This is a genomic window from Aeromonas sp. CU5 (genome assembly GCF_002586745.1).
GTDB classification, from domain to species: domain Bacteria; phylum Pseudomonadota; class Gammaproteobacteria; order Enterobacterales; family Aeromonadaceae; genus Aeromonas; species Aeromonas sobria.
In genome coordinates, this window is the sequence record NZ_CP023817.1 from 2,197,081 (window position 1) to 2,220,380 (window position 23,300).

19 protein-coding genes and 1 pseudogene are annotated in these 23,300 nt (G+C 58.4%); 13 read left to right on the top strand and 7 right to left on the bottom strand.

Going from position 1 to position 23,300, the window contains the following annotated elements:
- Positions 1 to 92: 92 nt before the first annotated feature.
- Positions 93 to 461 (bottom strand): VOC family protein, encoded by a 369-nt coding sequence (locus tag CK911_RS09570; RefSeq protein WP_005347086.1) that lies wholly within the window; start codon positions 459 to 461, stop codon positions 93 to 95.
- 163 nt (positions 462 to 624) lie between these two features.
- Entirely contained in the window at positions 625 to 1,092 is a 468-nt protein-coding gene (locus CK911_RS09575) for a hypothetical protein (protein ID WP_098969760.1), read from the bottom strand.
- 154 nt (positions 1,093 to 1,246) lie between these two features.
- On the opposite strand from CK911_RS09575, the gene CK911_RS09580 reads away from it, so the two are divergent.
- From CK911_RS09580 to gloA, 9 genes and pseudogenes are all read left to right on the top strand, one after another.
- Entirely contained in the window at positions 1,247 to 4,390 is a 3,144-nt protein-coding gene (locus tag CK911_RS09580) for a DUF3427 domain-containing protein (RefSeq protein ID WP_098972571.1), read from the top strand.
- Positions 4,391 to 4,571: 181 nt separating this feature from the next.
- Positions 4,572 to 5,153 (top strand): electron transport complex subunit RsxA, encoded by a 582-nt coding sequence (gene rsxA / locus CK911_RS09585; RefSeq protein WP_005337600.1) that lies wholly within the window; start codon positions 4,572 to 4,574, stop codon positions 5,151 to 5,153.
- A gap of 2 nt (positions 5,154 to 5,155) precedes the next feature.
- Positions 5,156 to 5,734, top strand: coding sequence for an electron transport complex subunit RsxB (gene rsxB / locus CK911_RS09590; RefSeq protein WP_042018875.1), 579 nt, complete (start codon positions 5,156 to 5,158; stop codon positions 5,732 to 5,734).
- Between the two features lie 2 nt (positions 5,735 to 5,736).
- The gene (gene rsxC / locus CK911_RS09595; protein ID WP_098969761.1) at positions 5,737 to 8,262 is read left to right on the top strand and encodes an electron transport complex subunit RsxC; all 2,526 of its coding nucleotides are present in this window, start codon (positions 5,737 to 5,739) and stop codon (positions 8,260 to 8,262) included.
- An 11-nt stretch (positions 8,263 to 8,273) separates the two neighbouring features.
- Positions 8,274 to 9,326 (top strand): electron transport complex subunit RsxD, encoded by a 1,053-nt coding sequence (gene rsxD / locus CK911_RS09600; RefSeq protein ID WP_098969762.1) that lies wholly within the window; start codon positions 8,274 to 8,276, stop codon positions 9,324 to 9,326.
- 43 nt (positions 9,327 to 9,369) lie between these two features.
- Positions 9,370 to 10,002, top strand: coding sequence for an electron transport complex subunit RsxG (gene rsxG, locus CK911_RS09605; RefSeq protein ID WP_098969763.1), 633 nt, complete (start codon positions 9,370 to 9,372; stop codon positions 10,000 to 10,002).
- Positions 10,003 to 10,026: 24 nt separating this feature from the next.
- A complete protein-coding gene (locus CK911_RS09610) occupies positions 10,027 to 10,779 on the top strand; it encodes an electron transport complex subunit E (protein ID WP_162511880.1) in 753 nt (250 codons plus the stop codon).
- Positions 10,780 to 10,792: 13 nt separating this feature from the next.
- Positions 10,793 to 11,434 carry an endonuclease III gene (gene nth, locus CK911_RS09615; protein WP_068977504.1) on the top strand — a complete coding sequence of 214 codons (642 nt, stop codon included), beginning with the start codon at positions 10,793 to 10,795 and terminating at the stop codon, positions 11,432 to 11,434.
- A gap of 55 nt (positions 11,435 to 11,489) precedes the next feature.
- A pseudogene (gloA, locus tag CK911_RS09620) lies at positions 11,490 to 11,902 on the top strand (lactoylglutathione lyase).
- An 84-nt stretch (positions 11,903 to 11,986) separates the two neighbouring features.
- On the opposite strand, the gene CK911_RS09625 reads toward gloA, so the two are convergent.
- Positions 11,987 to 12,862, bottom strand: coding sequence for an OmpA family protein (locus tag CK911_RS09625; protein WP_172953994.1), 876 nt, complete (start codon positions 12,860 to 12,862; stop codon positions 11,987 to 11,989).
- A gap of 264 nt (positions 12,863 to 13,126) precedes the next feature.
- Here CK911_RS09625 and CK911_RS09630 point away from each other — a divergent pair, with 264 nt between their 5' ends.
- From CK911_RS09630 to CK911_RS09640, 3 genes are all read left to right on the top strand, one after another.
- The gene (locus CK911_RS09630; protein WP_253860418.1) at positions 13,127 to 14,050 is read left to right on the top strand and encodes an autotransporter domain-containing protein; all 924 of its coding nucleotides are present in this window, start codon (positions 13,127 to 13,129) and stop codon (positions 14,048 to 14,050) included.
- Positions 14,051 to 14,468: 418 nt separating this feature from the next.
- Positions 14,469 to 14,930 carry a hypothetical protein gene (locus tag CK911_RS09635; protein WP_052443811.1) on the top strand — a complete coding sequence of 154 codons (462 nt, stop codon included), beginning with the start codon at positions 14,469 to 14,471 and terminating at the stop codon, positions 14,928 to 14,930.
- A gap of 27 nt (positions 14,931 to 14,957) precedes the next feature.
- Complete coding sequence (locus CK911_RS09640) at positions 14,958 to 15,815, top strand: nuclease-related domain-containing protein (protein ID WP_098969766.1); 858 nt, start codon at positions 14,958 to 14,960, stop codon at positions 15,813 to 15,815.
- 57 nt (positions 15,816 to 15,872) lie between these two features.
- Here CK911_RS09640 and CK911_RS09645 read toward each other — a convergent pair whose 3' ends face one another.
- From CK911_RS09645 to carA, 3 genes are all read right to left on the bottom strand, one after another.
- Entirely contained in the window at positions 15,873 to 17,024 is a 1,152-nt protein-coding gene (locus CK911_RS09645; protein WP_098969767.1) for a DUF1615 domain-containing protein, read from the bottom strand.
- A 298-nt stretch (positions 17,025 to 17,322) separates the two neighbouring features.
- A complete protein-coding gene (gene carB, locus CK911_RS09650) occupies positions 17,323 to 20,547 on the bottom strand; it encodes a carbamoyl-phosphate synthase large subunit (RefSeq protein WP_098969768.1) in 3,225 nt (1,074 codons plus the stop codon).
- 16 nt (positions 20,548 to 20,563) lie between these two features.
- Positions 20,564 to 21,700 (bottom strand): glutamine-hydrolyzing carbamoyl-phosphate synthase small subunit, encoded by a 1,137-nt coding sequence (gene carA, locus CK911_RS09655; RefSeq protein WP_098969769.1) that lies wholly within the window; start codon positions 21,698 to 21,700, stop codon positions 20,564 to 20,566.
- Here carA and CK911_RS21195 point away from each other — a divergent pair.
- Positions 21,692 to 22,018: a hypothetical protein gene (locus CK911_RS21195; RefSeq protein ID WP_157774551.1), complete on the top strand. Its 327-nt coding sequence runs from the start codon at positions 21,692 to 21,694 to the stop codon at positions 22,016 to 22,018. The two genes, carA and CK911_RS21195, sit on opposite strands and share 9 nt — an antisense overlap.
- Positions 22,019 to 22,352: 334 nt before the next feature.
- Here CK911_RS21195 and dapB read toward each other — a convergent pair whose 3' ends face one another.
- Positions 22,353 to 23,165, bottom strand: coding sequence for a 4-hydroxy-tetrahydrodipicolinate reductase (gene dapB, locus CK911_RS09660; protein ID WP_098969770.1), 813 nt, complete (start codon positions 23,163 to 23,165; stop codon positions 22,353 to 22,355).
- Positions 23,166 to 23,300: the final 135 nt, after the last annotated feature.

Genomic DNA, 23,300 nt, shown 5'->3' on the forward strand with positions numbered 1-23,300 from the left:
GCCACCGGCACGATAGCGATACGAGAGAGGGGCCGTCAATTAACGGCCCCTTTCTATTGATGATGGCGATGGGGGTGATGGCTCAGGGGGGATTAGGGGTAGATGCTGACCTCAATCAGGTTCTGATCCGGGTCGAGGAAATAGACTGACTCTATCGGCCCACAGGCCCCGCTTTTGGTCACCGGCCCCTCGACAATCTCCACCCCGTGACAGGCAAGCTGTGCCATCACCTGCTCCAGCGGCCAGCGGGTGATTAGGCAGACATCCCCCGACCCCACCTGCGCCCGGTTGCGCGGCTCCTGCCCCAGCAGTTGCAGATTGATCTTCTGGTTGCCAAACCCTACCGCCCGGCGCCCTGCACCAAAGGTGATGGCCTCCATATTGAGCACCGAGCTGTAAAATGCCACGGCCCGTTCAATATCACTGACCGTCAATACCAGATGGTCGATATGGCTGATCATGGTTACCTCCTGGTGGTGATCTGGCTGATGTGACCGGCATATACCCGCAAGCATCCGACTGTTGCCGCCACGGCGGGTAACCCCATCATACCCGGCAAGGGGAAGCCCATGTGTGCCGTGGCGCGCAAAGCGAGCGCAAATGGTCTGGTCAGATAAATTCGCGTTACTGCACCGCAGCGCACGCTTTGTCACGCTGGGCCTGAAGGGTCTCATCTTCGCTATCCATCGCCGCCAGAATCGCCTGATTACAGGCGCGCTCAGCCAGCTTGGCCGGACTCTGTTTGGCATCCCCAATTTCGGCGATAAGGGGCCGATAGCTGATAGCCGCCGAGCAGTACATGGTGCGAAACTTGGGCAGTTGCCAGCTGCTGTCATCCTGCCGGGTCAGGTCGTCGCACAGCTTGTGAAACAGGGCGGACGCCTTGACCGTGCACTGGCTAAAACGCCGCACATCTTGCTCATAAGGACGGCAAACGCTCGGCTGCTGGATCTGCCACAGCTGAAAAGAGAACGGGACCGACTCCCCCTCATACTGCACCACCAGCGTCTTGGCCTCGGTGCCATAGATATCCGCAACCTGCTGCTGTACCAGATTGAGATAAGCCGAAAAAAGATAGGAAACCGGATCCATCACCACCTCCCTGTGGTTGTCACTGCCGGGCTCTATTACCGAAAACCGGGGCGATTTTCAAACGAGTAACAGGCGACAACAGCTTACTGATTTGGTTGGAAAAAATGATACTCTTCTCGCCACCCTCATGTACAACGTTCAAGGCCAGTGTGCGATGCAACAATGCGGTATTTATGAACAACTCATTACTCAACTGCTGACATCTCGACTCGACCGCGAGCGTTTTTACGTAGGGGAACGCCAGCTTGAACCTGCCGAAGCGGCAGTCTGGTTATCCAGATTTCTGAGCCGGGTTTTGGAGTATGCGGTGGGTTCGGTCACTGGAGAGGATCAGCTGCAACGGCAAATTGAACTGGCTAACCAGTTATTGCTTTGGCTAAAGGATCGCACCCAAGACCCAGACTTTATTGGCGAGAACCTCATCGATAGTCAGGGAAAAATTCTGACCGCGCTCTACCAGTTGGATAACCCCATCTCAGCCAATTTAAAGCAATATGCCGAAGATGTTTTCCCTCTGACCGGTCTAACGCAAAGTGAGCTGTTCTGCGGCAGCAATGCGGGTTTGTCGATGGAGTCCGAGATTAAACGGGAGATATTATCGGCAGATAGTATCTGCTGGCTGGTCTCATTTATCAAATGGGCAGGTATCCGTATTTTCCGTCATGAGCTGGAGGAGTTCACCCGCAGCGGCCGCCAATTAAAAGTGATTACCACCTCTTATATGGGGGCAACCGACGCCAAGGCAGTCGAATTTTTAGCCAGTCTGCCCAACACCGAAGTCAAACTCAGCTATAACACCCAGCGCGAGCGGTTGCATGCCAAGAGCTATCTCTTTTGCCGAAATACTGGCTTTCATACCGGCTATATAGGTTCATCTAACCTCTCTCATTCTGCCCTCACCAGTGGCTTAGAGTGGAACCTAAAAATCACCTCGCAAGAGATCCCGCATATTATCGAGAAATCCCTGAGTACCTTTGAAACCTATTGGGAATCCGATGATTTTGAGCTGTTTGATGGCAAGCTCGAAAGCCGTACAAAATTACAGCATGCGCTGCAAGAGGCCCGTGGGGATGGTGACAAAAATAGTCCTGCCTATTTCTTTGATATCACGCCGTTTCCCCATCAACAGGAGATCCTTGAGCAATTGGCAATGGAGCGCGCTTTACACCAGCGCTTTCGTAACTTGGTGGTTGCGGCCACCGGTACAGGTAAGACCCTGATCTCCGCCTTTGATTTCGCGCGTTTTCTAAAAACCAAACCCGATGCCAAGTTTCTGTTTGTCGCTCATAAAGAAGAGATCTTGCGCCAAGCATTGGCCTCATACCGCGGAGTGCTTAAGCAATCCAATTTTGGCGAACTGTTAGTCGGTGGCGCCGTGCCAACCCACTATCATCAACTGTTTGCCTCGGTGCAATCCTTGAATAATCAACTGGCTACGTTGCGTCTTAGCCCAGACTATTTCGATTACATCGTCATCGATGAGGTTCACCATATTGCGGCGGCCACTTATCGTGGTCTGCTCGCCGCCTTTGAACCTCACATTTTGCTGGGATTGACCGCAACGCCAGAGCGCCATGATGGCGGTGATATTCTCGCTGACTTTTGTGGTGTGATCGCAGCAGAGATCCGCTTGCCAGAGGCCATTAATCGTCGCCATCTCTGTCCATTCCAATATTTTGGTATCGATGATGATACTGACTTGCGCCAAGTCGCTTGGAAAAATGGCCGCTATGACATTAGTGAGCTCACCAATATCTACACCCACAATCAGCAGCGGGTGCAGAAAATAGTCCAGAGCCTCGATGAGATCGTCACCGATATTACCAATATCAAGGCGCTGGCATTTTGTGTGAGCCGTGAACATGCCGATTTTATGTGCAAGGCATTTTTACTAAAGGGCATCAAGGCAGACATCCTCACAAGCGATAACCGAGACGAGCGGTATAGCAAACAACACGCTTTGCGCAACAAGGTTATCAATATTCTCTGCGTAGTAGACATCTTCAACGAAGGGGTCGATATCCCGGAAGTTGATACCTTGCTGTTTTTACGACCAACGGAAAGCCTCACTATCTTTTTGCAGCAATTAGGACGCGGCCTACGGCTGGCGAGCAATAAAGAGTGCTGCACCGTGTTGGATTTCGTTGGCAATGCTCGCGCGGAGTATGACTTTGCTCAGAAATTCCGAGCACTAGTGGGTAAAACCAATAAGGCGATCAGCCACGAAATCAAACAAGGCTTTCCCCATGCCCCCTTGGGTTGCCGCATCGAACTCTCAAAACAGACCCAAGAGTTCATTCTGAGCAATATCAAGAGGGCGACCCTCAATACCTCGCGCCTCATGGGCCTGATCCGCCGTTTCTCACAAGATTGTGATTTACCGCTGACGCTGGCGAATTTTTTGAAGTTCTACCCTCATATCAGCCTTGAGGAGATCTACAAGCGCGGCAATTGGAGATCCTTAGTCAAACAAGCACACAACCATACCGTTTCTGAAATGAGCAATGAGAAGTTATCTACCCTCTACACCCGGGCCATCAAAACCCGGCTATTGGGCTGCGATGCGCTCCATTACTTGAACTTCTTACAAACCTTGGTGGAAAGCGCCTTTACCTTAACGGCCGAGCACGATGAACGCATGGCCTTGATGTGCCATTACGACTTCTGGCAACAGAGCGGCCCCAACGCAGGCTTTAGCGCCTTGGCGCACAGCCTGAAACAACTTAATCAACCAGAGTTAAGGGCCGAGCTGGCAGACCTGTTGCCCATGCTGATCAACCGGGTGCAGCACGAACAAAGCGCCATGCCAGACCTTCCCGGCAATCCGCTGCAACTGCATGCTCGCTATGCCAGAGAGCAGGTACTGGTTGGCTTTGGCGCGACCACCTTCGCGCAACAACCCACTGCGCGCGAGGGGGTGTATGTCATCGCAGAGCAAAATATCGAGTTGCTGTTCGTGACCCTGAACAAAACGGAGCAGCACTTCTCCCCCACCACCCGTTATCACGACTACGCCATCAACGAGTCACTGTTCCATTGGCAGAGCCAAAACAGCGCTCGCCCCGAACGCGGTAAAGGCCTGAGTTACATTCAGCACAGAGCAGAAGGTAAGCGCTTGTTTTTGTTCGTCCGTGAGCAGAGCAAAGATGAATTTGGCCGCACCCTTGGCTTTGTGAACTTTGGCGAGGTGGAGTACGTATCCCATAGCGGCAGCCAACCGATGAACATTAAATGGCGTCTCACAACCCCGATGCCGCCATTCATGTGGAAAGAGGCCGCCAAGCTGGCCGTTGGTTAGTAGGGAGCGTCGCCCGGTGGGAAGATGACGCAAAACCCACCGGGTTCTGCCCCAGAACCACGGCTAAATTATCCAGTTGCATAATAACCATGCGGCCTTGCGGTTGTTTAACTTGCCCTAACATCAGATAATACCGGCCGCCTTCAAACCCGGATAACCCGACTTTCAGTGACGGTAATTGATGACTGAGTACCTGCTTTTATTGATCGGCACCGTGCTGGTTAACAACTTCGTGCTGGTGAAATTCCTCGGCCTCTGCCCCTTTATGGGGGTCTCGGGCAAGCTGGAAACCGCCATCGGCATGGGGCTGGCGACCACCTTCGTGATGACCCTCGCCAGTGCCAGCTCCTATCTGGTGGAGCACTATATCCTGCTGCCGCTGGATATCGCCTATCTGCGCACCCTCGCCTTTATTCTGGTGATCGCCGTGGTGGTGCAGTTTACCGAGATGGTGGTGCGCAAGAGCAGCCCGACCCTCTATCGCCTGCTGGGGATCTTCCTGCCGCTGATCACCACCAACTGCGCGGTGCTCGGGGTGGCGCTGCTCAGCATCAATGAGCGACACGACTTTATCCAGAGCGTGATCTACGGCTTTGGCGCCGCCACCGGCTTCTCGCTGGTGTTGATCCTGTTTGCCGCCATGCGCGAGCGTCTGGTCGCCGCCGATGTGCCCGCGCCGTTTCGCGGGGTGTCGATTGCCATGATCACCGCCGGTCTGATGTCGCTGGCCTTTATGGGCTTTACCGGCCTTATCAAGATATAACCATGATCCATATTCTCTTTGCCATTCTGGTGCTCACCCTGCTGGCGCTGGCGTTCGGGATTATCCTGGGCTTTGCCGCCGTCAAGTTTCATGTGGAAGCAGACCCCATCGTCGATCAGCTCGATGCCCTGCTGCCCCAGACCCAGTGTGGCCAGTGCGGCTATCCCGGCTGCAAACCCTACGCCGAGGCGCTCGCCAACGGCGATCAGATCAACAAGTGCGTACCCGGTGGCGAGGCCACCATGCGCAAAATTGCCGATCTGATGGGGGTCGAGCCCCAGCCACTGGGGGGCAGTGACGAGGCCACCGTGCCAGTCAAAAAGGTCGCCTTTATCCACGAAGATCAGTGCATCGGCTGCACCAAGTGCATTCAGGCCTGTCCGGTGGATGCCATCGTCGGCGCCACCAAGGCGATGCATACCGTGATTGCCAACGAGTGCACCGGTTGCGATCTCTGTGTTGACCCCTGCCCGACCGACTGCATCGAGATGATCCCGCTGCCCACCACGGTCGATAACTGGAAGTGGGATCTCAATAACGTGCATGTTCCGGGCAAGATTCCGGTCAAGATGTTGGAGTAACCATGCAGTCTTTACTTGAACGCATCAAAGCCGGGAATATCTGGGACTTTCACGGTGGCATTCACCCCGCCGACAACAAGCTGCAATCGAGTCAGAGCCCGGTGGTGGACGCCGGTCTGCCGCCGCGCCTCATTATTCCGTTGCGCCAGCACGCTGGCCCCGCCGGCGATCTGTTGGTGCAGGTGGGCGACAAGGTCAAAAAAGGGCAGCCGCTGACCCGTTACGCCAAAGGGCGCACGGTGCCGGTGCATGCCTCCACCTCGGGCACCATCACCGAGATTGGCAACCACACGGTTGCCCACCCCTCCGGGCTCGGCGATCTCTGCGTCATCCTCACCCCTGATGGCGAAGATGCCTGGGGCGAGCGCAATGGCAAAGCCGATTACTGGAATCTGGAGCGGGGCGAGCTGCTTGAGCGCATCCAGCAGGCGGGGGTAGCGGGCCTTGGCGGCGCCGTGTTCCCGACCCACAGCAAACTCGACGGCCGCGGCCAGCTCACCGAGATCCTGATCGTCAACGGGCTGGAGTGCGAACCCTATATCACCACCGATGATCGGCTGATGCAGCAGTACTCAGGCGAGATCATGGATGGCATCCGGGTGCTCAAGCACCTGCTCAAACCGAAACTCACCCTGATCGGGGTGGAAGACAACAAGCCAGAATCGATCGAGCAGCTGACCCGCCACGCCACCGACGAGGATGTGCTGGTCAAAACGGTGCCAACCAAGTACCCCTCCGGCGGTGCCAAGCAGACCATCGAGCTGCTCACCGGCCGTCAGGTGCCCAAGGGGGGCCGTGCGGTCGATATCGGCATCATGGTGCTCAACGTGGCCACCGTGTTTGCCATCAAGCGCGCCATCATCGACGGCGAGCCGCTGATCGAGCGGATCGTCACCCTTACCGGCGACAGCTTCAAAAAACCCGGCAACGCCTGGGTACGCCTCGGTACGCCGGTGCGCTGGCTATTGCAGCGTTTCGAGCTGCAACCGGAAGCGGAGCAGCGGGTGATCATGGGGGGCCCCATGATGGGCTTTACCTTGCCCCACGCCATGGTGCCTGTAGTCAAAGCCACCAACTGCCTGCTGGCACCGACGCAGGCCGAACTGCCCGCCCCCGGCCCGGAGCAAGCCTGTATCCGTTGCAGTGCCTGTGCCGATGCCTGCCCTGCCACCCTGCTGCCGCAAGAGCTCTACTGGTACAGCCGGGCCAAGGAGTATGACAAGGCCGAGAAGCTCAACCTGATGGACTGCATCGAGTGCGGCGCCTGTGCCTGGGTCTGCCCAAGCGAGATCCCGCTGGTGCAGTACTACAAGATCGCCAAAGATGACATTCGCGAAGCCCGTACCGAGGCCGAAAAGGCCGAGCGCGCCAAGCAGCGTTTCGAGGCCAAGCAGGCCCGTTTCGAGCGGGAGAAAGCGGCTCGCGAAGCGCGCCATGCCGAAGCCGCCGCCCAGCGCCGTCAGACCATGACGGCCGCAGGGGGGGAAGATCCAGTGGCCTCCGCTCTGGCTCGTATCAAGGCCAAGCAGGATGCCCCCATCACCGCCATTGCGGCCACCGCCGAGGGCGTGCCCGACAACAGCGCAGTGATTGCCGCCCGCGAAGCCCGCAAACGGGAAGCGGAAGCGCGCCGCGCCGCCAAGCTGGCGGAGAGCGCAAACAGCGAAACCGCCGCCGCTGAAGCGGTTGACCCCGCCAGCGATCCCAAAAAAGCGGCGATTGCCGCTGCCATCGCACGTGCCAAAGCAAAAAAGGCCGAAGTCAGTGGCGAGCCAGTGAGCGCAGATAACAGCGCGGCAGCCGACGCAGGCACCCAAAGCGATGCGCCCGCCGATCCCAAGAAAGCGGCGATCGCGGCTGCCATCGCCCGTGCCAAGGCCAAAAAAGCCAAAGCCAGTGGCGAGCCGGTAAGCTCAGATAACAGCGCGGCAGCCGACGCAGACACCCAAAACGATGCGCCCGCCGATCCCAAGAAAGCGGCAATTGCAGCAGCCATTGCCCGTGCCAAGGCCAAAAAGCTGGCGCAGCAAGGTGAAAGGGCCGGAGCCGAGAATGCGGAAAGTGAACCAGCTGCCAGCGCAGAGACCCGCGACATGACGGTAGCCAAGAGCGAAGTAACCACCAGCCAAAGCGATACGGCTGCAAGCGAAGCGGTCGATCCCAAGAAAGCCGCTATCGCCGCAGCCATTGCCCGCGCCAAGGCCAAAAAGCTGGCACAACAGAGCGCAAGTACCAGTGCTGAGGTAGAGAGTGCCGCTACTCAGGTAGATAGGGCCGGAGCTGGGGGTGAGCGCGCACCGGTTGAGCCGATGCAAACCGACGCAGCCAGCAGTGAACAACCACTTGCCGTCGCTGCCGCGCCTGAAGCGAGTGCTCCTGCGGCTGACGCCCCGGTTGATCCGAAAAAAGCGGCCATTGCGGCTGCCGTGGCCCGCGCCAAGGCGAAGAAGCTGGCGGCCGAGGCAGCCAGCGCCGCCGAGACTGCCGCTGAAGATGCACCGTCAGCCGACCGAACAACCACAAGGTAACCGACAGACTCATGTTCAATATTGCGACTGCGCCGTTTGCCCATAACCGCAAACAGACCCGAACCCTGATGCTGCTGGTGATCCTGGCCTGCGTGCCGGGCTTGCTGGCCCAGACCTGGTTCTTCGGCTGGGGCACCTTTATCCAGATCCTGCTGGCGCTGGTCACCGCGCTGCTGTGCGAGGCGCTGGTGCTCAAACTCCGTGGCCGCGCCATCAAGCCTGCCCTGATGGATGGCAGTGCGGCGCTCACCGCCGTGCTGATCGGTCTCTCCCTGCCGCCTCTGCTGCCGTGGTGGATGCTGGTAGTGGGCACTGCCTTTGCCATCATCGTCGCCAAGCACCTTTACGGCGGGCTGGGCCAGAACCTGTTCAACCCGGCCATGGTCGCCTATGTGCTGCTGTTGGTCTCCTTCCCGGTGCAGATGACCAGCTGGCTGCCGCCAGAGAGCGTGCGCGCCTACAGCCTAGGCTTTGGCGATGCGGCGTCGGCCATCTTCACTGGCTTTAGCCTCGACGGCTACAGCATGGCCCAGCTCAAGCAGGGGGTGGATGGTCTCACCATGGCAACTCCCCTCGATACCCTGAAAACCGGCCTGACTCAGGGGCTCACCACCGGCGAGATCCTGAGCGGCCCGCTGTTCGAGGGTTGGGGCGGCATCGGCTGGAGCTGGGTCAACCTCGGCTATCTGCTGGGCGGCCTCTTCCTGCTGCAACAGAAGGTGATCAACTGGCGCATTCCCACCGCGATTCTCGGTGCCCTGCTGGCGGCGGCAACCCTCGGCTATCTGGTGAGCCCGGATGCGACCGCGACCCCCATCTTCCATCTCTTTAGCGGCGCCACCATGCTGGGGGCCTTCTTTATCGCCACCGATCCGGTCAGTGCCTGCACCACGCCACGCGGTCGGCTGGTCTATGGCGTGCTGATCGGGGTGCTGGTCTATATCATTCGCCGCTTTGGCGGCTATCCGGATGCCTTTGCCTTCGCCGTGCTGCTGGCCAACCTTTGTGTACCGTTTATCGACAGCCTGACTCGTCCGAAGGTATATGGAGCTCGTCGCCAATGATGTTTCTGCCCTCTTTCCCCATCACAGCTGACGGAGCCCGGACATGTTAAAGAGCATGCGCAAGAACGGCCTTATTCTGGCGATGTTCGCGCTGGGCTGTACCGCGCTGGTGGTACTGACCAACGAGCTGACCAAGGATAAAATCGCCCACCAGCAGCAGCTGGAGAAGCAGCAGACCCTCTCGGTATTGTTGCCGGAGGGGAGCTATGACAACGATCTGGTGGCCAGTTGCAAGCAGGTGACCAGCAGGAAATATCTCGGCAGTGATCAGCCGCAGGCCCTCTATACCGCCAGCAAGCATGGCGTGGTGACCGGCTATGCGCTGGAGGCGATCGCGCCGGATGGCTACAGCGGGGCAATCCGCATCGTGGCGGGCTTTGATGCCAAGGGCACCATCACCGCCGTGCGAGTGCTCGCTCACAACGAGACCCCCGGCCTGGGTGACAAGATCGAGCTGAAAAAATCGGACTGGATCAACCGCTTTGCCGGAAAATTTCTGACCCATGACAACGAGCCCCAGTGGGCGGTGAAGAAGGATGGCGGCGAGTACGATGCCTTTACCGGCGCCACCATCACCCCGCGAGCCGTGGTCAAGGCGGTGAAGAACCTGCTGAAACTGCAGCAGGAGCAACCCGAACTGCTCAGCAACGCCCCGGCTTGTCCGGCGGCGCACTAACGGAGTCGAGCCATCATGAACGAGATGGAACAGATTGAAACGGGCGCAGCCCCGATTGCCGAGCTGGAGAGCCGCAAGGGCGAGCTCAAGGAGCTGATGAGTCAGGGGCTGTGGAAGAACAACCCCTCACTGGTGCAGGTGCTGGGTCTGTGCCCTACCCTCGCCGTCTCCTCCACCTTTACCAATGCGCTGGGGCTGGGCCTTGCCACCATGGCGGTGCTGATCTGCTCCAACCTCGCCGTCTCGCTGGTGAGAAACTGGGTGCCGAAGGATATTCGCATCCCGGTCTACGTGATGATCATCGCCTCGCTGGTGACCAGCGTGCAGCTGCTGATGAACGCCTACACCTATGGCCTCTATCAGGCGCTCGGCATCTTTATCGCCCTGATCGTCACCAACTGCATCATCATCGGCCGCGCCGAGGCCTATGCCTCCAAGAACCCGCCGCTGCTGGCGGCTCTCGACGGCCTGATGATGGGCCTTGGCTTTACTCTGGTGCTGCTGGTACTGGGTGGCATGCGCGAGATCATCGGCATGGGCACCCTGTTTGATGGCGCCGAGCTGCTGCTGGGCGAGTGGGCCAAGTCCCTGCGCATCGAGCTGTTCCACGCCGATGCCAGCCTGCTGCTGGCGATTCTGCCGCCGGGCGGCTTTATCGGGCTGGGGCTGCTGATCGCCGCCAAGAACGCCATCAACGACTGGCGTGATCGCAAACAGGCCGCTACCGTAGCCCACTGCAACGTTGCCCCGGCCCGCGTCCGGGCGACCGAGCTATGACCGGACGCAAGGCATGAACAACCAGAAACGCAGAGAGATCCTGGAGCGGCTGCGGGAAAACAATCCCCACCCTACCACCGAGCTCAACTTCAACTCGCCGTTCGAGCTGTTGATCGCCGTGCTGCTCTCGGCGCAGGCGACCGATGTCAGCGTCAACAAGGCGACTGACAAGCTCTATCCGGTGGCCAACACCCCGCAAGCAATGCTGGATCTCGGGGTGGACGGGCTCAAAAGCTATATCAAGACCATCGGCCTGTTCAACACCAAGGCCGAGAACGTCATCAAGACCTGCGCCATCCTGCTGGAGCGCCATGGCGGCGAGGTGCCGGAGAACCGCGAAGCGCTGGAAGCCCTGCCCGGTGTCGGCCGCAAGACCGCCAACGTGGTGCTCAACACCGCCTTTGGCTGGCCCACCATCGCCGTCGATACCCATATCTTCCGGGTATCGAACCGCACCGGCTTTGCGGTAGGCAAGAACGTGGATCAGGTGGAGGAGAAGCTGCTTAAAGTGGTGCCCGCCGAGTTCAAGCTGGATGTCCACCACTGGCTCATCCTGCACGGACGTTACACCTGTCTGGCTCGCAAGCCCCGTTGTGGTTCCTGTATCATCGAAGACTTGTGCGAATACAAAGAGAAGGTCTATCCAGAGAGCTGACCGATCTACTTTCTAGCCTCACGGCATACGAATCACCAACCCGGAGAACTGAGCAATGAGAATTCTGCATACCATGCTGCGTGTCGGCGATCTGCAACGCTCCATCGACTTCTACACCCGCGTACTCGGCATGACGCTGCTGCGCAAGAGCGAGAACAGCGAGTACAAGTACACCCTGGCCTTCGTGGGCTACGGTGACGAGAAAGATGATGCGGTGATCGAGCTGACCTACAACTGGGGGTGAGCGAGTACGAACTGGGCTCTGCCTACGGCCATATCGCGCTGGAAGCGGACGACATCTATGCCACCTGCGACGCCCTGCGCGCCGCCGGCGCCAAGATCACCCGCGAGCCGGGCCCGGTCAAGGGTGGCACTACCGTGATCGCCTTCGTCGAAGATCCGGACGGTTACAAGATTGAACTGATCGCCAAGAAAGATGCCGGTACTGGCCTCGGCGACAGCGTCTAAGCAGCCCGACTCCCGCTGCAGGATGGCAGGATCAAAAAAGAGCGCAGATGCGCTCTTTTTTATGCCCGGCTGCCGATGGCGGCGCTAGATCTCGCCATTGCGCCCCATGCTGATCACCACCCGCCGGTTCTTGGCTCGGCCCTGTTCGGTTTCGTTGGAGGAGACATGCTGCTTCTCGCCGTGCCCCTCCACCGAGACCTTGCCGGGCTCCAGCCCCAGATCGACAAACACCTTCTTGATGGCATCGGCCCGCTTTTCCGAAAGCTTCTGGTTCGGCCAGCGGCCGCCGTAGCTGTCGCTGTAGGCGTCGATCACCACCACGTCGATGCTCTTGTCCGCCTTGATAAACTCGCTGATCATCGCCAACCGCCGCTTGGAGGCGATGGAGAGCTGATCGCTGTTCTTGTCATAGGTGAGCACGCTAAAGGCGATGTCGTTGAAGCTGTAGGGCAAGAGCCCGCTCAGGCAGTCGATAAAGGCCTGATATTTCACCCGAAAGTTGACTGATGAGAGCGACACCCGCACCGCGCGGTTCTGGCGATACCAGTCCCGATACTGGAAGGTGGGCATGCTCCCCCCTTCCAGCTCGTCGAGCATGGTCCAGGCGGTTTGCCCTTCAACTAATCCGTCAAACTGCTGATAGAAGCGCAGCTGGCTCACTTCCCGCCCCGCGATACCGGGGCGCCAGATCGGCGGCATGATGCCAAGACTCACCGTCTCGGTGCGGGCCTGCGGCCGCTTGCCCTTGAGCTCGAAGTCGAGGTTGATCTTGCGCCCGGCACGGCTGACAAAGGCCCCCGTTCCCCAGTTGGGAATGGGGTGCTCAAGGCGACACTCTATCTGGGTATCGGAGGTCAAACGCCAGACGGATTGATCCAGACCGGCACCGAATTCGGTAACCCCAGCCTGTAACTGCATACTCACGGATATGCTGACCAACCCTAACACCCAAGCGTTCAATTGCCTGCCCTCCACACGATCTCACCAGAGATATCGGCGGCCAGGCAGCAAGCTTTAGCGACAAACTGCAAAGCGCTGCCGTCGGTGTGGCAAAGGCTTGCCCCCTAGCGGCAACCGACCGCAAGCGACGCTCATTCCCCCTCTTTACCCCGTGCCAACCGGCGGGAAGCTCGCTACAGTAAAGCCAGGGCAACCAGACGCCGCTTATCGGGAATCACGCTCATGCTCCGACCCTTCTCCTCTTTATTGCAGATATTGTTGCCAATGCTGCTGGCGCTATCCGGCAGTGCCGTCCATGGGGCAACCCAGGAGCAGGAGTGGGCGCAAGAGCGCGCCAATGCGGTGCTCTCGCTGATGACCTTCACCGTGGTACCCGACATCACCGCCAGCAACCTCGATATCGGCAGCGGCACCAATCAATCTGCCGCCCTCAACATGACCCAGATCGGTGGCGGCGCCACCATGAGCGAAGCCGTGCCCATCTATCTGGAAGGGGCGATCGGCTTTAGCCGCTACGATCCCCAGTTCGTGGTGAGCAACGGCACCGAGAGCCGCACCCTCCCGACCAAATGGAACAGCGTGACCGCCTCGGGCGGGGTCGGCTGGGATATCGCCCTCCATGAAGACCAGCGTGGCGGCCACTGGGTACTGCGCCCCATCGCCAACGTCTCGCTGGGCACCATGGCCAGCGATCTGCGGATCGGCAACTGGCTGCTGGAGCGCACCAAGGGTTACTCCCTCGACTTTCTCGAAAATGGCCAGCTCAATATGTACGGAGTGGGGGGCTCGCTAATGCTCGACTACGAGCTCTTTTCCAACACGCAGGATATCGACGCCGAGGTGCGTTACTCCTACCAGCACCTGCAGAGCTTTGGCAACACCTCGGAGAGTGTGCGCGGTAGCGCCGAGGCGGAGAACCTCGGCCTCTATCTGCGCCGCCGGGCCCCGGTGTTTGACTGGACGCTGCTAGATCGCCCGCTGCGCTATGTGATGGAGGGGGCGCGCACCGAATACCTCGGCGAGCAGCGCGGCCTGCTCGGGTTCAACTCCCTCAACTCCCTTGGTCTGGGGCTGGAGCTCGACAGCAGCAAATACGACATCATCGTCAGCCGCACCCGTCTGGTCGCCCGCTATATGTTCAGCCACAACACCAGCGGTTATTCCATCGGACTGGCCATGAGTTTTTAAGCCGTTATTTCACGCCTTATCTGGCAAAAAATATCCGGCTATATCGCAACAGCAAACCAAATCGCCACTACATCGTAAATTCAGATAATGAGTGCAACGCCCATGGCACATAGTAGAGAGCAGGCTAACCGCTGGTTCGAGTATGCTTCTGCTCGCCACGCCCCCATTACCAGACTCAAAGCCCTATCACGAGCTTTTTTAGTTGGACGCCATACTCGATAACGTGCCCCTGACCTGTCTGGATGCTGGTTGGTTATCACTCTCCTGTTAAACAGCTCGCCGCCCTGGCGGTTATCACCTCCCCCCGCAAAAATCCTGCGTCGTCACACAGTTAGTGCAATCAGTCACATATTCACGCCGATAGGCTTGGTAAGATGGTTCGGTTCGAAGCCCTATTGCCATGTGTACAGGAGATATCATGCGTTCCATTGTCTTGTTGCTAAGCGCCAGCCTGCTAACCCCAGCAGCAATGGCGATCCCTAATATCTGGAGTAGCGGTTTCGGTCAGGGGATTGCGGAACATGTCATCAAGAATGAGCAAGGAGACACCTTCACTCTCAGCTGTGACGTCGGTTATTCGGATAATGGCGATCTAACTGGCGTTAGTTTTGTTCTCGCAAACGGACAGGATCTCTCACCTGCAGACAACCACAAAGTAGAGCTACTGATCGATGGCAACGGCTACTGGCTACCGGAGAAATTGGGTTGGCGAAACGGCGACAATGCTTGGGCAAGCTTTCTTGAGGTCATCACCAAAGCAAGCGCCTTCGATGTTTATGTCGACGATAAGAAAATGGCCAGTTTTGCCCCTACCCCACAGAGCACAAAAACCGTGCTGGGTGACTTGAGCGGCTGCACCTATCGCTACTCTGGGATGTAATAGCGCATCTGAAAGAAGCGAGTTGAAATGGACTTCACACCCGTTATTACGGTTCTGCTGAACCAGCTCTGGTATCTGCTGCCCCTGCTGTTGCTTGCCACCCTGATCAAAACCCCCTGGTTCAAGGGGATGATCGGGGAGGCCTTTATCAATCTCGGTATCCGGCTCTTTCTCGACAAGCGGGAGTACCACCTGCTCAAGGATGTCACCCTGCCAACCCCGCAGGGCACCACCCAGATCGACCATGTGCTCGTCTCGCGCTTCGGGGTGTTTGTCATTGAGACCAAAAACATCAAGGGGTGGATATTTGGTAATCCGGCCCATAAGAGCTGGACCCAGCAGCTCTATCGCCGCAGGCACAGTTTTCAAAACCCGCTGCGCCAGAACTATCTGCATCTGATGACACTCAAATCCCTTTTCGGGCTGGCGGATCAGCAACTCCACTCGGTCATCTACTTTATTGGCGACTGCACCTTTAAAACTCCGATGCCGGAGAACGTGATGAACCGCGGGCTTATTCGCTATATCAAGGGCAACACCATACAGGTGTTGACCCCAGCCGAGGTCACTCGGGTGATCGACACCATCCAGCGGAGACGACTGGCCGCCAATTGGCAGACCCATAAACAGCATGTGGCGCAGCTAAAAGCGCGTCACAGCCAACCTGCCACGCCCTCTTCCCGTAACAACCCAGCAAGCGTGGCAAGAGAGATGATCCCCGAGCCTGCTGAAGCGAGCCACACTCAGCAACACTGCCCGAAATGTGGCAATGCCATGGTGCTACGAACAGCACGCCACGGCAGCAACAAGGGTGAGCAGTTCTGGGGATGCAGCGGTTATCCGACATGTCGGCAGATCATCACGCTACGAGCAGAGGAGAGATAAACCTCCTTGCACCTGTGGAAGCATCAAGGGCGGCCAGTTAGCCGCCCTTGATGCTTCTTAGCGAATGGTCGCCATCTGCCGCACGCAGCGTTGCTCCCTGTCATCCACCCGCTTGGCAAACCAGGCGGTGGTGAGATTGCGGGTGATCTTGGGGCTCTTTAGCTGAATGCCGGGCAGGATGGCGCGGGGCTGCCGCTTGCCAGCCTGCTGGTCGGCCAGGGTAAAGATGCGATGGTAGAGGTCGGTCTCGGCAAATTCGGCGGTATCCCCTTTGCGCAAACTCTGGTGGATCGCCTGTTTACTCATATTGACTCGGTTGGCGAGGGTGTAGACGGCCAGCTCGGTGTTGCCCGGCAGATCCGAGTCATAGCGGATCAGATCCCCATCCAGCGCCAGAGTTTTGCCACTCAAACGGCTGACTGCGGCCTGAAAGGCGGCGTTGCGGCTGGCATACCAGCCGGCGTTGAAGTCGGCAAAGCGGTAGAGGGTATCCGGGTAGTCGGCGGGATAACCGAAGATATGCTTGGTGCCAAACCAGATGCCGCCGCGGCGGGTGAAAACTTCGTGGCGAATGGAGTCCTTGATGGGATAGGGATAGCCACGGGCGTTGGCCTCGGCAAAGGCGATGCTCACCTGCATCGGGCCGCCGGTATGCACCGGGTTGAGGTTGCCAAACAGGGTTTTGCCCATCGGCAGCATGCTGATCATGTCCTCGAAGATCTCGCTCATCTCCCGTTCGGTACGCAACTTGTCGATGCGCTCAGCATAGCTCTTGCCGGTCGGCGAGTTGATGGAGAGCGCGGCCCGCACCATAAACTCGGGGATCAGCAACTTGGCCGCCCGTGAGTTGATCTCTTTCCAGGCGATCTTGCCAAGGCCAGGTACCACGGGATCGGCCTGATAGGTCGCCTCCTGCTCCGCCACCGCCAGCACGGAGCAGACGTTGTGATCATTGACCGTCACCCCTTGGGTGGTGAGCGCCGTCACCACATCATTGGCCCACCCCTGTTTATCGACCACATTGCGGGGCAGAAATGTCACGATGCGGCTCTTCATATCAGCCGGTTTGCGCGGTTGCATGGCAGGCGGTGTCTTGGGGGCGCTAACGCTCGCCTCTTTGGTCGGGGCGGAGGCGGGATCACTGGCACAACCGGCCAGCAGCAAGGCAACACTGAGGGCAATAAGACGACATGAAGGCACTTCGGTCATAAGCATTTCCATTTTGGGTTGACCACTTCAGGCAGCGCCTGTGGCACTGCACTGACAAGCAAAGTGAGGCCATTGTAGAGGATTGCCTGCGGCAGTTGAAACCCGCGCTCGCCTCTGCGCCCTCCCCTTGCCCACTTTTGCCGCCCCACGCGCCATCCGCTGTCTGCGATGCAGCAGCCATGACCTGACCGGTAAGCCATGAGACCAAAACCGTTAACTGCGGATAAAAAGAAACCCCCGCCATCGCTGGCGGGGGTTGGTCGTCTGGCAAGTCGGACTGATGCCCGCTGCAAACTCCTTAGCGGTTTTTCACGCGCTGATGCAGCTCCTGCACCGAGTTGACGTTGGCGGTGGCATCCATGCTGATGGCCATGCAGGTGGCAAACGCCTCATTCATGGTGGTGGTATAAGCCACTTTGTGCTGCAAGGCGGCGCGACGCAGCTGCTTGGAGTCCTGGATCGCCACTCGCCCTTCGGCGGTGTTGACGATGTAGGTGTACTCGCCATTCTTGATGCGATCCAGAATGTGCGGGCGACCCTCGTGCACCTTGTTGACCAGGCGCGGGTTGATGCTCGCTTCACCCAGCGCCACTGCGGTGCCGTGAGTGGCATCCAGCTCGTAGCCCAGCTCCAGCAGCTTGGCGGCCAAATCCACCACCAGCGCCTTGTCGCTGTGACGTACAGACAACAACGCGCGCCCCTCTTTCGGCACCGCATGGCTGGCACCCAGCTGGGCCTTGGCATAGGCCTCGGCAAAGCTGCTGCCCACCCCCATCACCTCACCGGTAGAGCGCATCTCTGGCCCCAGCAGCGGGTCAACCCCAGGGAACTTGGCGAACGGCAGTACCACCTCTTTCACCGAGTAGTAAGGCGGGATTATCTCGGTGGTAAAGCCCTGATCTTTCAGGCTCTGGCCGGCCATGACGCGGGCGGCAATCTTGGCCAGCGGCGCACCGGTCGCCTTGGAGACGAACGGCACGGTACGGGCGGCACGGGGGTTCACTTCGATGAGGTAGATGTCATCGCCCTTGACCGCAAACTGCACGTTCATCAGGCCGACCACACCGAGTTCCAGTGCCAGCTTGCGCACCTGCTCGCGGATCTCGTCCTGAATTTTCTTGGACAAGGTATAAGGTGGCAGGGAGCAGCCGGAGTCACCGGAGTGGATACCGGCCTGCTCGATATGCTCCATGATGCCGCCGATGACCACATCGGTGCCGTCGCAGATGGCATCCACGTCCAGCTCGGTGGCATCGTCCAAGAAGCGGTCCAGCAATACCGGCGATTCGTTGGATACGCTCACCGCCTCGGCGAAGTAGCGACGCAGGTCGGTCTCGTCATAGACGATCTCCATGGCGCGGCCACCCAGCACGTAGGAGGGGCGCACCACCAGCGGGTAAGTGATCCGCTCGGCGGTCAGCACTGCCTGCTCCAACGCGGTGACTGTGCCGTTTTCCGGCTGCTTGAGGCCCAGACGCTCGACGGCGGACTGGAAGCGCTCGCGGTCTTCGGCGCGGTCGATGGCATCCGGGCTGGTACCGATGATCGGCACGCCGTTGGCTTCCAATGCCCGTGCAAGCTTGAGCGGGGTCTGGCCGCCGTACTGGACGATAACGCCCTTGGGTTTCTCGATGCGCACGATTTCCAGCACGTCTTCCAGGGTCACCGGCTCGAAGTAGAGGCGATCCGAGGTGTCGTAATCGGTGGAGACGGTCTCCGGGTTGCAGTTGACCATGATGGTCTCGTAACCGTCTTCGCGCAGGGCCAGTGCCGCGTGCACGCAGCAGTAGTCAAACTCGATGCCCTGACCGATACGGTTCGGGCCGCCGCCGATGATCATGATCTTGTCACGATTGGTCGGGTTGGCCTCGCACTCTTCGTCATAGCTCGAATACATGTAGGCGGTGTTGGTGGCGAACTCGGCCGCGCAGGTATCGACCCGCTTGTAGATCGGGAAGATGTTGTGGCGGGCACGCAGTTTGCGCACCTCGCCCTCGGCCACGCCGAGGATCTTGGCCAGGCGGGCGTCGGCGAAGCCCTTTCGCTTCAGGGCGCGCAAGAAGTCGGCGTCGAGACCGGCCATGCCGCGCTCTTTCACCTGCTCTTCCAGCTTGATGAGATCTTCTATCTGCACCAGGAACCAGGGGTCAATCTTGGTCAGCTTGAAGATGCCGTCCATGGAGAGACCGGCGCGGAACGCATCGGCGATGTACCAGATGCGGTCGCAGCCAGCGTCCTGCAGCTCGTGGCGGATGCGGGTCAGGGAGTCAGGGGCATTGAGGTCAACCATGGGGTCGAAGCCGGTCTTGCCGGTCTCGAGGCTGCGCAGCGCCTTGTGCAGGGACTCCTGGAAGTTGCGGCCTATGGCCATCACTTCACCAACCGACTTCATCTGGGTAGTCAGGCGGTCATTGGCACCGGCGAACTTTTCAAAGTTGAAGCGCGGCACCTTGGTGACCACGTAGTCGATGGCCGGCTCGAAGGAGGCCGGAGTGCGACCGCCGGTGATGTCGTTCATCAGCTCGTCGAGGGTGTAACCGATGGCGAGCTTGGCGGCGATCTTGGCGATGGGGAAACCGGTCGCCTTGGAGGCCAGCGCAGAGGAGCGCGACACCCGCGGGTTCATCTCGATGATGACCATACGGCCATCTTTCGGGTTGATACCGAACTGGACGTTGGAGCCGCCGGTCTCGACCCCGATCTCGCGCAGTATCGCCATGGAGGCGTTGCGCATGATCTGGAACTCCTTGTCGGTCAGCGTCTGGGCTGGCGCGACCGTGATGGAGTCACCTGTGTGGATGCCCATGGGATCGAAGTTTTCGATGGTGCAGACGATGATGCAGTTGTCGTTGCGATCCCGCACCACTTCCATCTCGTACTCTTTCCAGCCGATGAGCGACTCATCGATGAGCAGCTCTTTGGTCGGCGACAAGTCCAGACCGCGCTCGCAGATCTCGACGAACTCTTCGGTGTTGTAGGCGATGCCGCCGCCCGAGCCGCCCATGGTAAAGGAGGGACGGATGATGCAGGGGAAGCCGACCATCTGCTGCACGCCCCACGCCTCTTCCATGTTGTGGGCGATACCGGCGCGCGGACACTCCAGACCAATGCTCTTCATGGCGATGTCAAAGCGGCGGCGATCTTCGGCCTTGTCGATGGCGTCAGCGGTGGCACCGATCATCTCGACCCCGAACTCGGCCAGCACGCCGTGTTTTTCAAGATCCAGCGCGCAGTTCAGTGCGGTCTGGCCGCCCATGGTGGGCAGTACGGCATCCGGGCGCTCTTTCTTGATGATCTCGCGCACCACTTCCCAAGTGATGGGCTCGATGTAGGTGGCGTCGGCCATCTCCGGGTCGGTCATGATGGTGGCTGGGTTGGAGTTCACCAGAATGACGCGGTAGCCCTCCTCGCGCAGGGCTTTGCAGGCCTGGGCGCCGGAGTAGTCAAATTCGCAGGCCTGGCCGATAACAATGGGGCCAGCGCCGAGGATCAGGATGCTCTGTAGGTCGTTACGTTTTGGCATGGCTTCTCTTTTCCTCTTAAGCGCGATACTGCTTGATCAATTCAATAAAGTGGTCGAACAGACCGGCACAGTCGTGCGGGCCCGGGCTCGCTTCGGGGTGACCCTGGAAGCTGAAGGCCGGACGGTCGGTGCGATGGATTCCCTGCAGCGACCCGTCGAACAGGGAGACGTGAGTGGCGCGCAGGCAATCCGGCAGGGTCTGCTCGTCCACCGCGAAACCGTGGTTCTGGGCGGTGATCATCACTGTGTTGTCATCGAGGCTCTTGACCGGATGGTTGGCACCATGGTGGCCGAACTTCATCTTGATGGTCTTGGCACCGGAGGCCAGACCCAGCAGCTGGTGACCCAGACAGATGCCAAACACCGGGGTATTGGTGCCGAGGAAGGTCTTGATGGCCTCGATGGCGTAGTCGCACGGCGCGGGGTCGCCCGGGCCGTTGGAGAGGAAGATGCCATCGGGATTCATCGCCAGCACTTCGGCGGCCGGGGTCTTGGCCGGTACTACGGTCAGGCGGCAGCCACGGTCAACCAGCATCCGCAGGATGTTGCGCTTGACGCCGAAGTCATAGGCCACCACGTGGTATTTGAGCTGGTCGGCATCCGGGGTGATGTGCCCCTTGCCAAGCTGCCAGCTCCCTTCGGTCCAGTTGTACGCTTCACCAACCGTTACCTCTTTGGCGAGATCCATCCCCTTCAAACCGGGGAAGGCGCGGGCCTGTTCGAGGGCATAGGCTTCATCAACCTGTTTCCCAGCCAGAATGCAGCCAGCCAGGGCGCCTTTCTCGCGCAGGATGCGGGTCAGTTTGCGGGTGTCGATGTCGGCGATGCCAACGATGTTGTGAGACTTGAGGTAATCGGAGAGGGATTGCTGATTGCGGAAATTGGAGGCAAGTATCGGAAGGTCCCGGATGATCAATCCCTGAGCGTGGATTTGACTGGACTCTTCATCTTCGCTGTTGGTGCCGGTGTTGCCTATATGGGGGTAAGTGAGGGTGACTATCTGACGGGAATAAGAGGGATCGGTGAGAATTTCCTGATAGCCCGTCATCGACGTATTGAAAACCACTTCACCAACGGAACATCCCTCGGCGCCTATCGACACGCCTTTGAACACAGTTCCATCTTCCAGCACTAGCAATGCAGTGTGATTCAAGACAACCTCCAGTTATTTAGCTTTAAATTCAGCAACTTACCTGGGTGTTGCGGGCTCAACCCCTGTTTCAAACAGGGCTCAAAACCGGCAGATTTCTGGCAAATTGGGCGCATTTTACTTAAAAAAAGTGGCAATTCAACGTCTTTTCTCAGATTGAATGCATCTAAATTCAATAAAAAAGCAACTTTACCCATTATCTATGCACTAACCGCCTTTGCAACCCCCATTGATGAAAGAAAAGAAAAAATCACCATCAAAAGAGGCCACCAAACCTTCAATAACAACAAAATCAGATTAATTTTAAACTTAAAACAATGAGTTACAATTTAAACAAAAAATATAAAAAGGAAAATAACGCCATTTTAATGGCAAGAGATCGCACCGAAAAAATAGAAAACGTTTTTCTTTGTTTGAATTTTTAGTCTTTTCGATGATCTGTAAAAAAATCGCAGGGAGAGCCAAAATGCCACTCAACTTCGTTACCTGACGATGACATTTTGGGAGGGACGATCTGGCAGAACAAGCAAAACAGTGCCTTTACTGCGACTCAGACAAAATGAGCACAAAAACCGCCATTTTTACATTAATGCTATCGCTGGACAGTAAAAACCCCGGCAAGCCGGGGTGGTTCACAACAGATGTATCAGGTCGATCACTTCAGATTGAGCACGTCCTGCATGTCATATAGACCGGCACCCTGCTGACCAAGCCACTTGCCCGCCCGCACCGCACCATTGGCGAAGGTCAGACGGCTGGATGCCTTGTGGCTGATCTCCACCCGCTCGCCGATATCGGCAAACATCACGGTGTGCTCCCCCACCAGATCGCCGGCACGGATGGTGGCAAAGCCGATGGTGTTGCGATCCCGCTCGCCGGTGATCCCCTCGCGGCCATAGACGGCGCACTCCTTGAGATCGCGCCCCAGGGTCTTGGCCACCACTTCCCCCATGGAGAGCGCGGTACCGGATGGTGCATCCACCTTGTGGCGATGGTGCCCTTCGATGATCTCGATATCTGTGTAATCCCCCATCACCTTGGCGGCCTGCTCCAGCAGCTTGAACACCAGATTGACACCGACCGAATAGTTGGAGGCAAACACTATGCCGATCTGCTGGCCCGCCTCTTTGAGCGCCGCCTTGCCTGCCTCGTCAAAGCCGGTGGTGCCGATCACCATCTGCTTGTGGTGGGCCAGCGCAAAGGCCAGATTGGCCAAGGTCACCTCGGGGCGGGTGAAGTCGATGATAAGATCAAACTCATCGCGCACCTTGTCCAGACTGTCGCTGATCGCCACCCCCAGATGGCCCAGCCCGTTGAGCTCACCGGCATCGAGACCGATCACCGCAGAGCCCGGCCGCTCCAGCGCCGCACCGACCACCACGCCATCGGCATGGGTGATGGCCTCCAGCAGCACCTTGCCCATACGACCATTACAGCCCATCACGGCCACACGGATCGGATTGTCCATCTCCACCCTCTCATCACTTTTAATTATGGAAAGAGACCGTTTTACCAGCCTGCGCCTGCTTTGAAAAGCCCACAGTGAGTCAACCAAGCGTTCCGACAAATCAACGAGATATTTCATTTAATCCGAACATTTAAC

Bases quoted from the DNA above. Each gene is read 5' to 3' on its own strand.
- CK911_RS09570 (WP_005347086.1), bottom strand. From the start codon at position 461: ATGATCAGCCATATCGACCATCTGGTATTGACGGTCAGTGATATTGAA.
- CK911_RS09575 (WP_098969760.1), bottom strand. From the start codon at position 1,092: ATGGATCCGGTTTCCTATCTTTTTTCGGCTTATCTCAATCTGGTACAG.
- CK911_RS09580 (WP_098972571.1), top strand. From the start codon at position 1,247: ATGCAACAATGCGGTATTTATGAACAACTCATTACTCAACTGCTGACA.
- rsxA (WP_005337600.1), top strand. From the start codon at position 4,572: ATGACTGAGTACCTGCTTTTATTGATCGGCACCGTGCTGGTTAACAAC.
- rsxB (WP_042018875.1), top strand. From the start codon at position 5,156: ATGATCCATATTCTCTTTGCCATTCTGGTGCTCACCCTGCTGGCGCTG.
- rsxC (WP_098969761.1), top strand. From the start codon at position 5,737: ATGCAGTCTTTACTTGAACGCATCAAAGCCGGGAATATCTGGGACTTT.
- rsxD (WP_098969762.1), top strand. From the start codon at position 8,274: ATGTTCAATATTGCGACTGCGCCGTTTGCCCATAACCGCAAACAGACC.
- rsxG (WP_098969763.1), top strand. From the start codon at position 9,370: ATGTTAAAGAGCATGCGCAAGAACGGCCTTATTCTGGCGATGTTCGCG.
- CK911_RS09610 (WP_162511880.1), top strand. From the start codon at position 10,027: ATGGAACAGATTGAAACGGGCGCAGCCCCGATTGCCGAGCTGGAGAGC.
- nth (WP_068977504.1), top strand. From the start codon at position 10,793: ATGAACAACCAGAAACGCAGAGAGATCCTGGAGCGGCTGCGGGAAAAC.
- CK911_RS09630 (WP_253860418.1), top strand. From the start codon at position 13,127: ATGCTGCTGGCGCTATCCGGCAGTGCCGTCCATGGGGCAACCCAGGAG.
- CK911_RS09635 (WP_052443811.1), top strand. From the start codon at position 14,469: ATGCGTTCCATTGTCTTGTTGCTAAGCGCCAGCCTGCTAACCCCAGCA.
- CK911_RS09640 (WP_098969766.1), top strand. From the start codon at position 14,958: ATGGACTTCACACCCGTTATTACGGTTCTGCTGAACCAGCTCTGGTAT.
- CK911_RS09645 (WP_098969767.1), bottom strand. From the start codon at position 17,024: ATGACCGAAGTGCCTTCATGTCGTCTTATTGCCCTCAGTGTTGCCTTG.
- carB (WP_098969768.1), bottom strand. From the start codon at position 20,547: ATGCCAAAACGTAACGACCTACAGAGCATCCTGATCCTCGGCGCTGGC.
- dapB (WP_098969770.1), bottom strand. From the start codon at position 23,165: ATGGACAATCCGATCCGTGTGGCCGTGATGGGCTGTAATGGTCGTATG.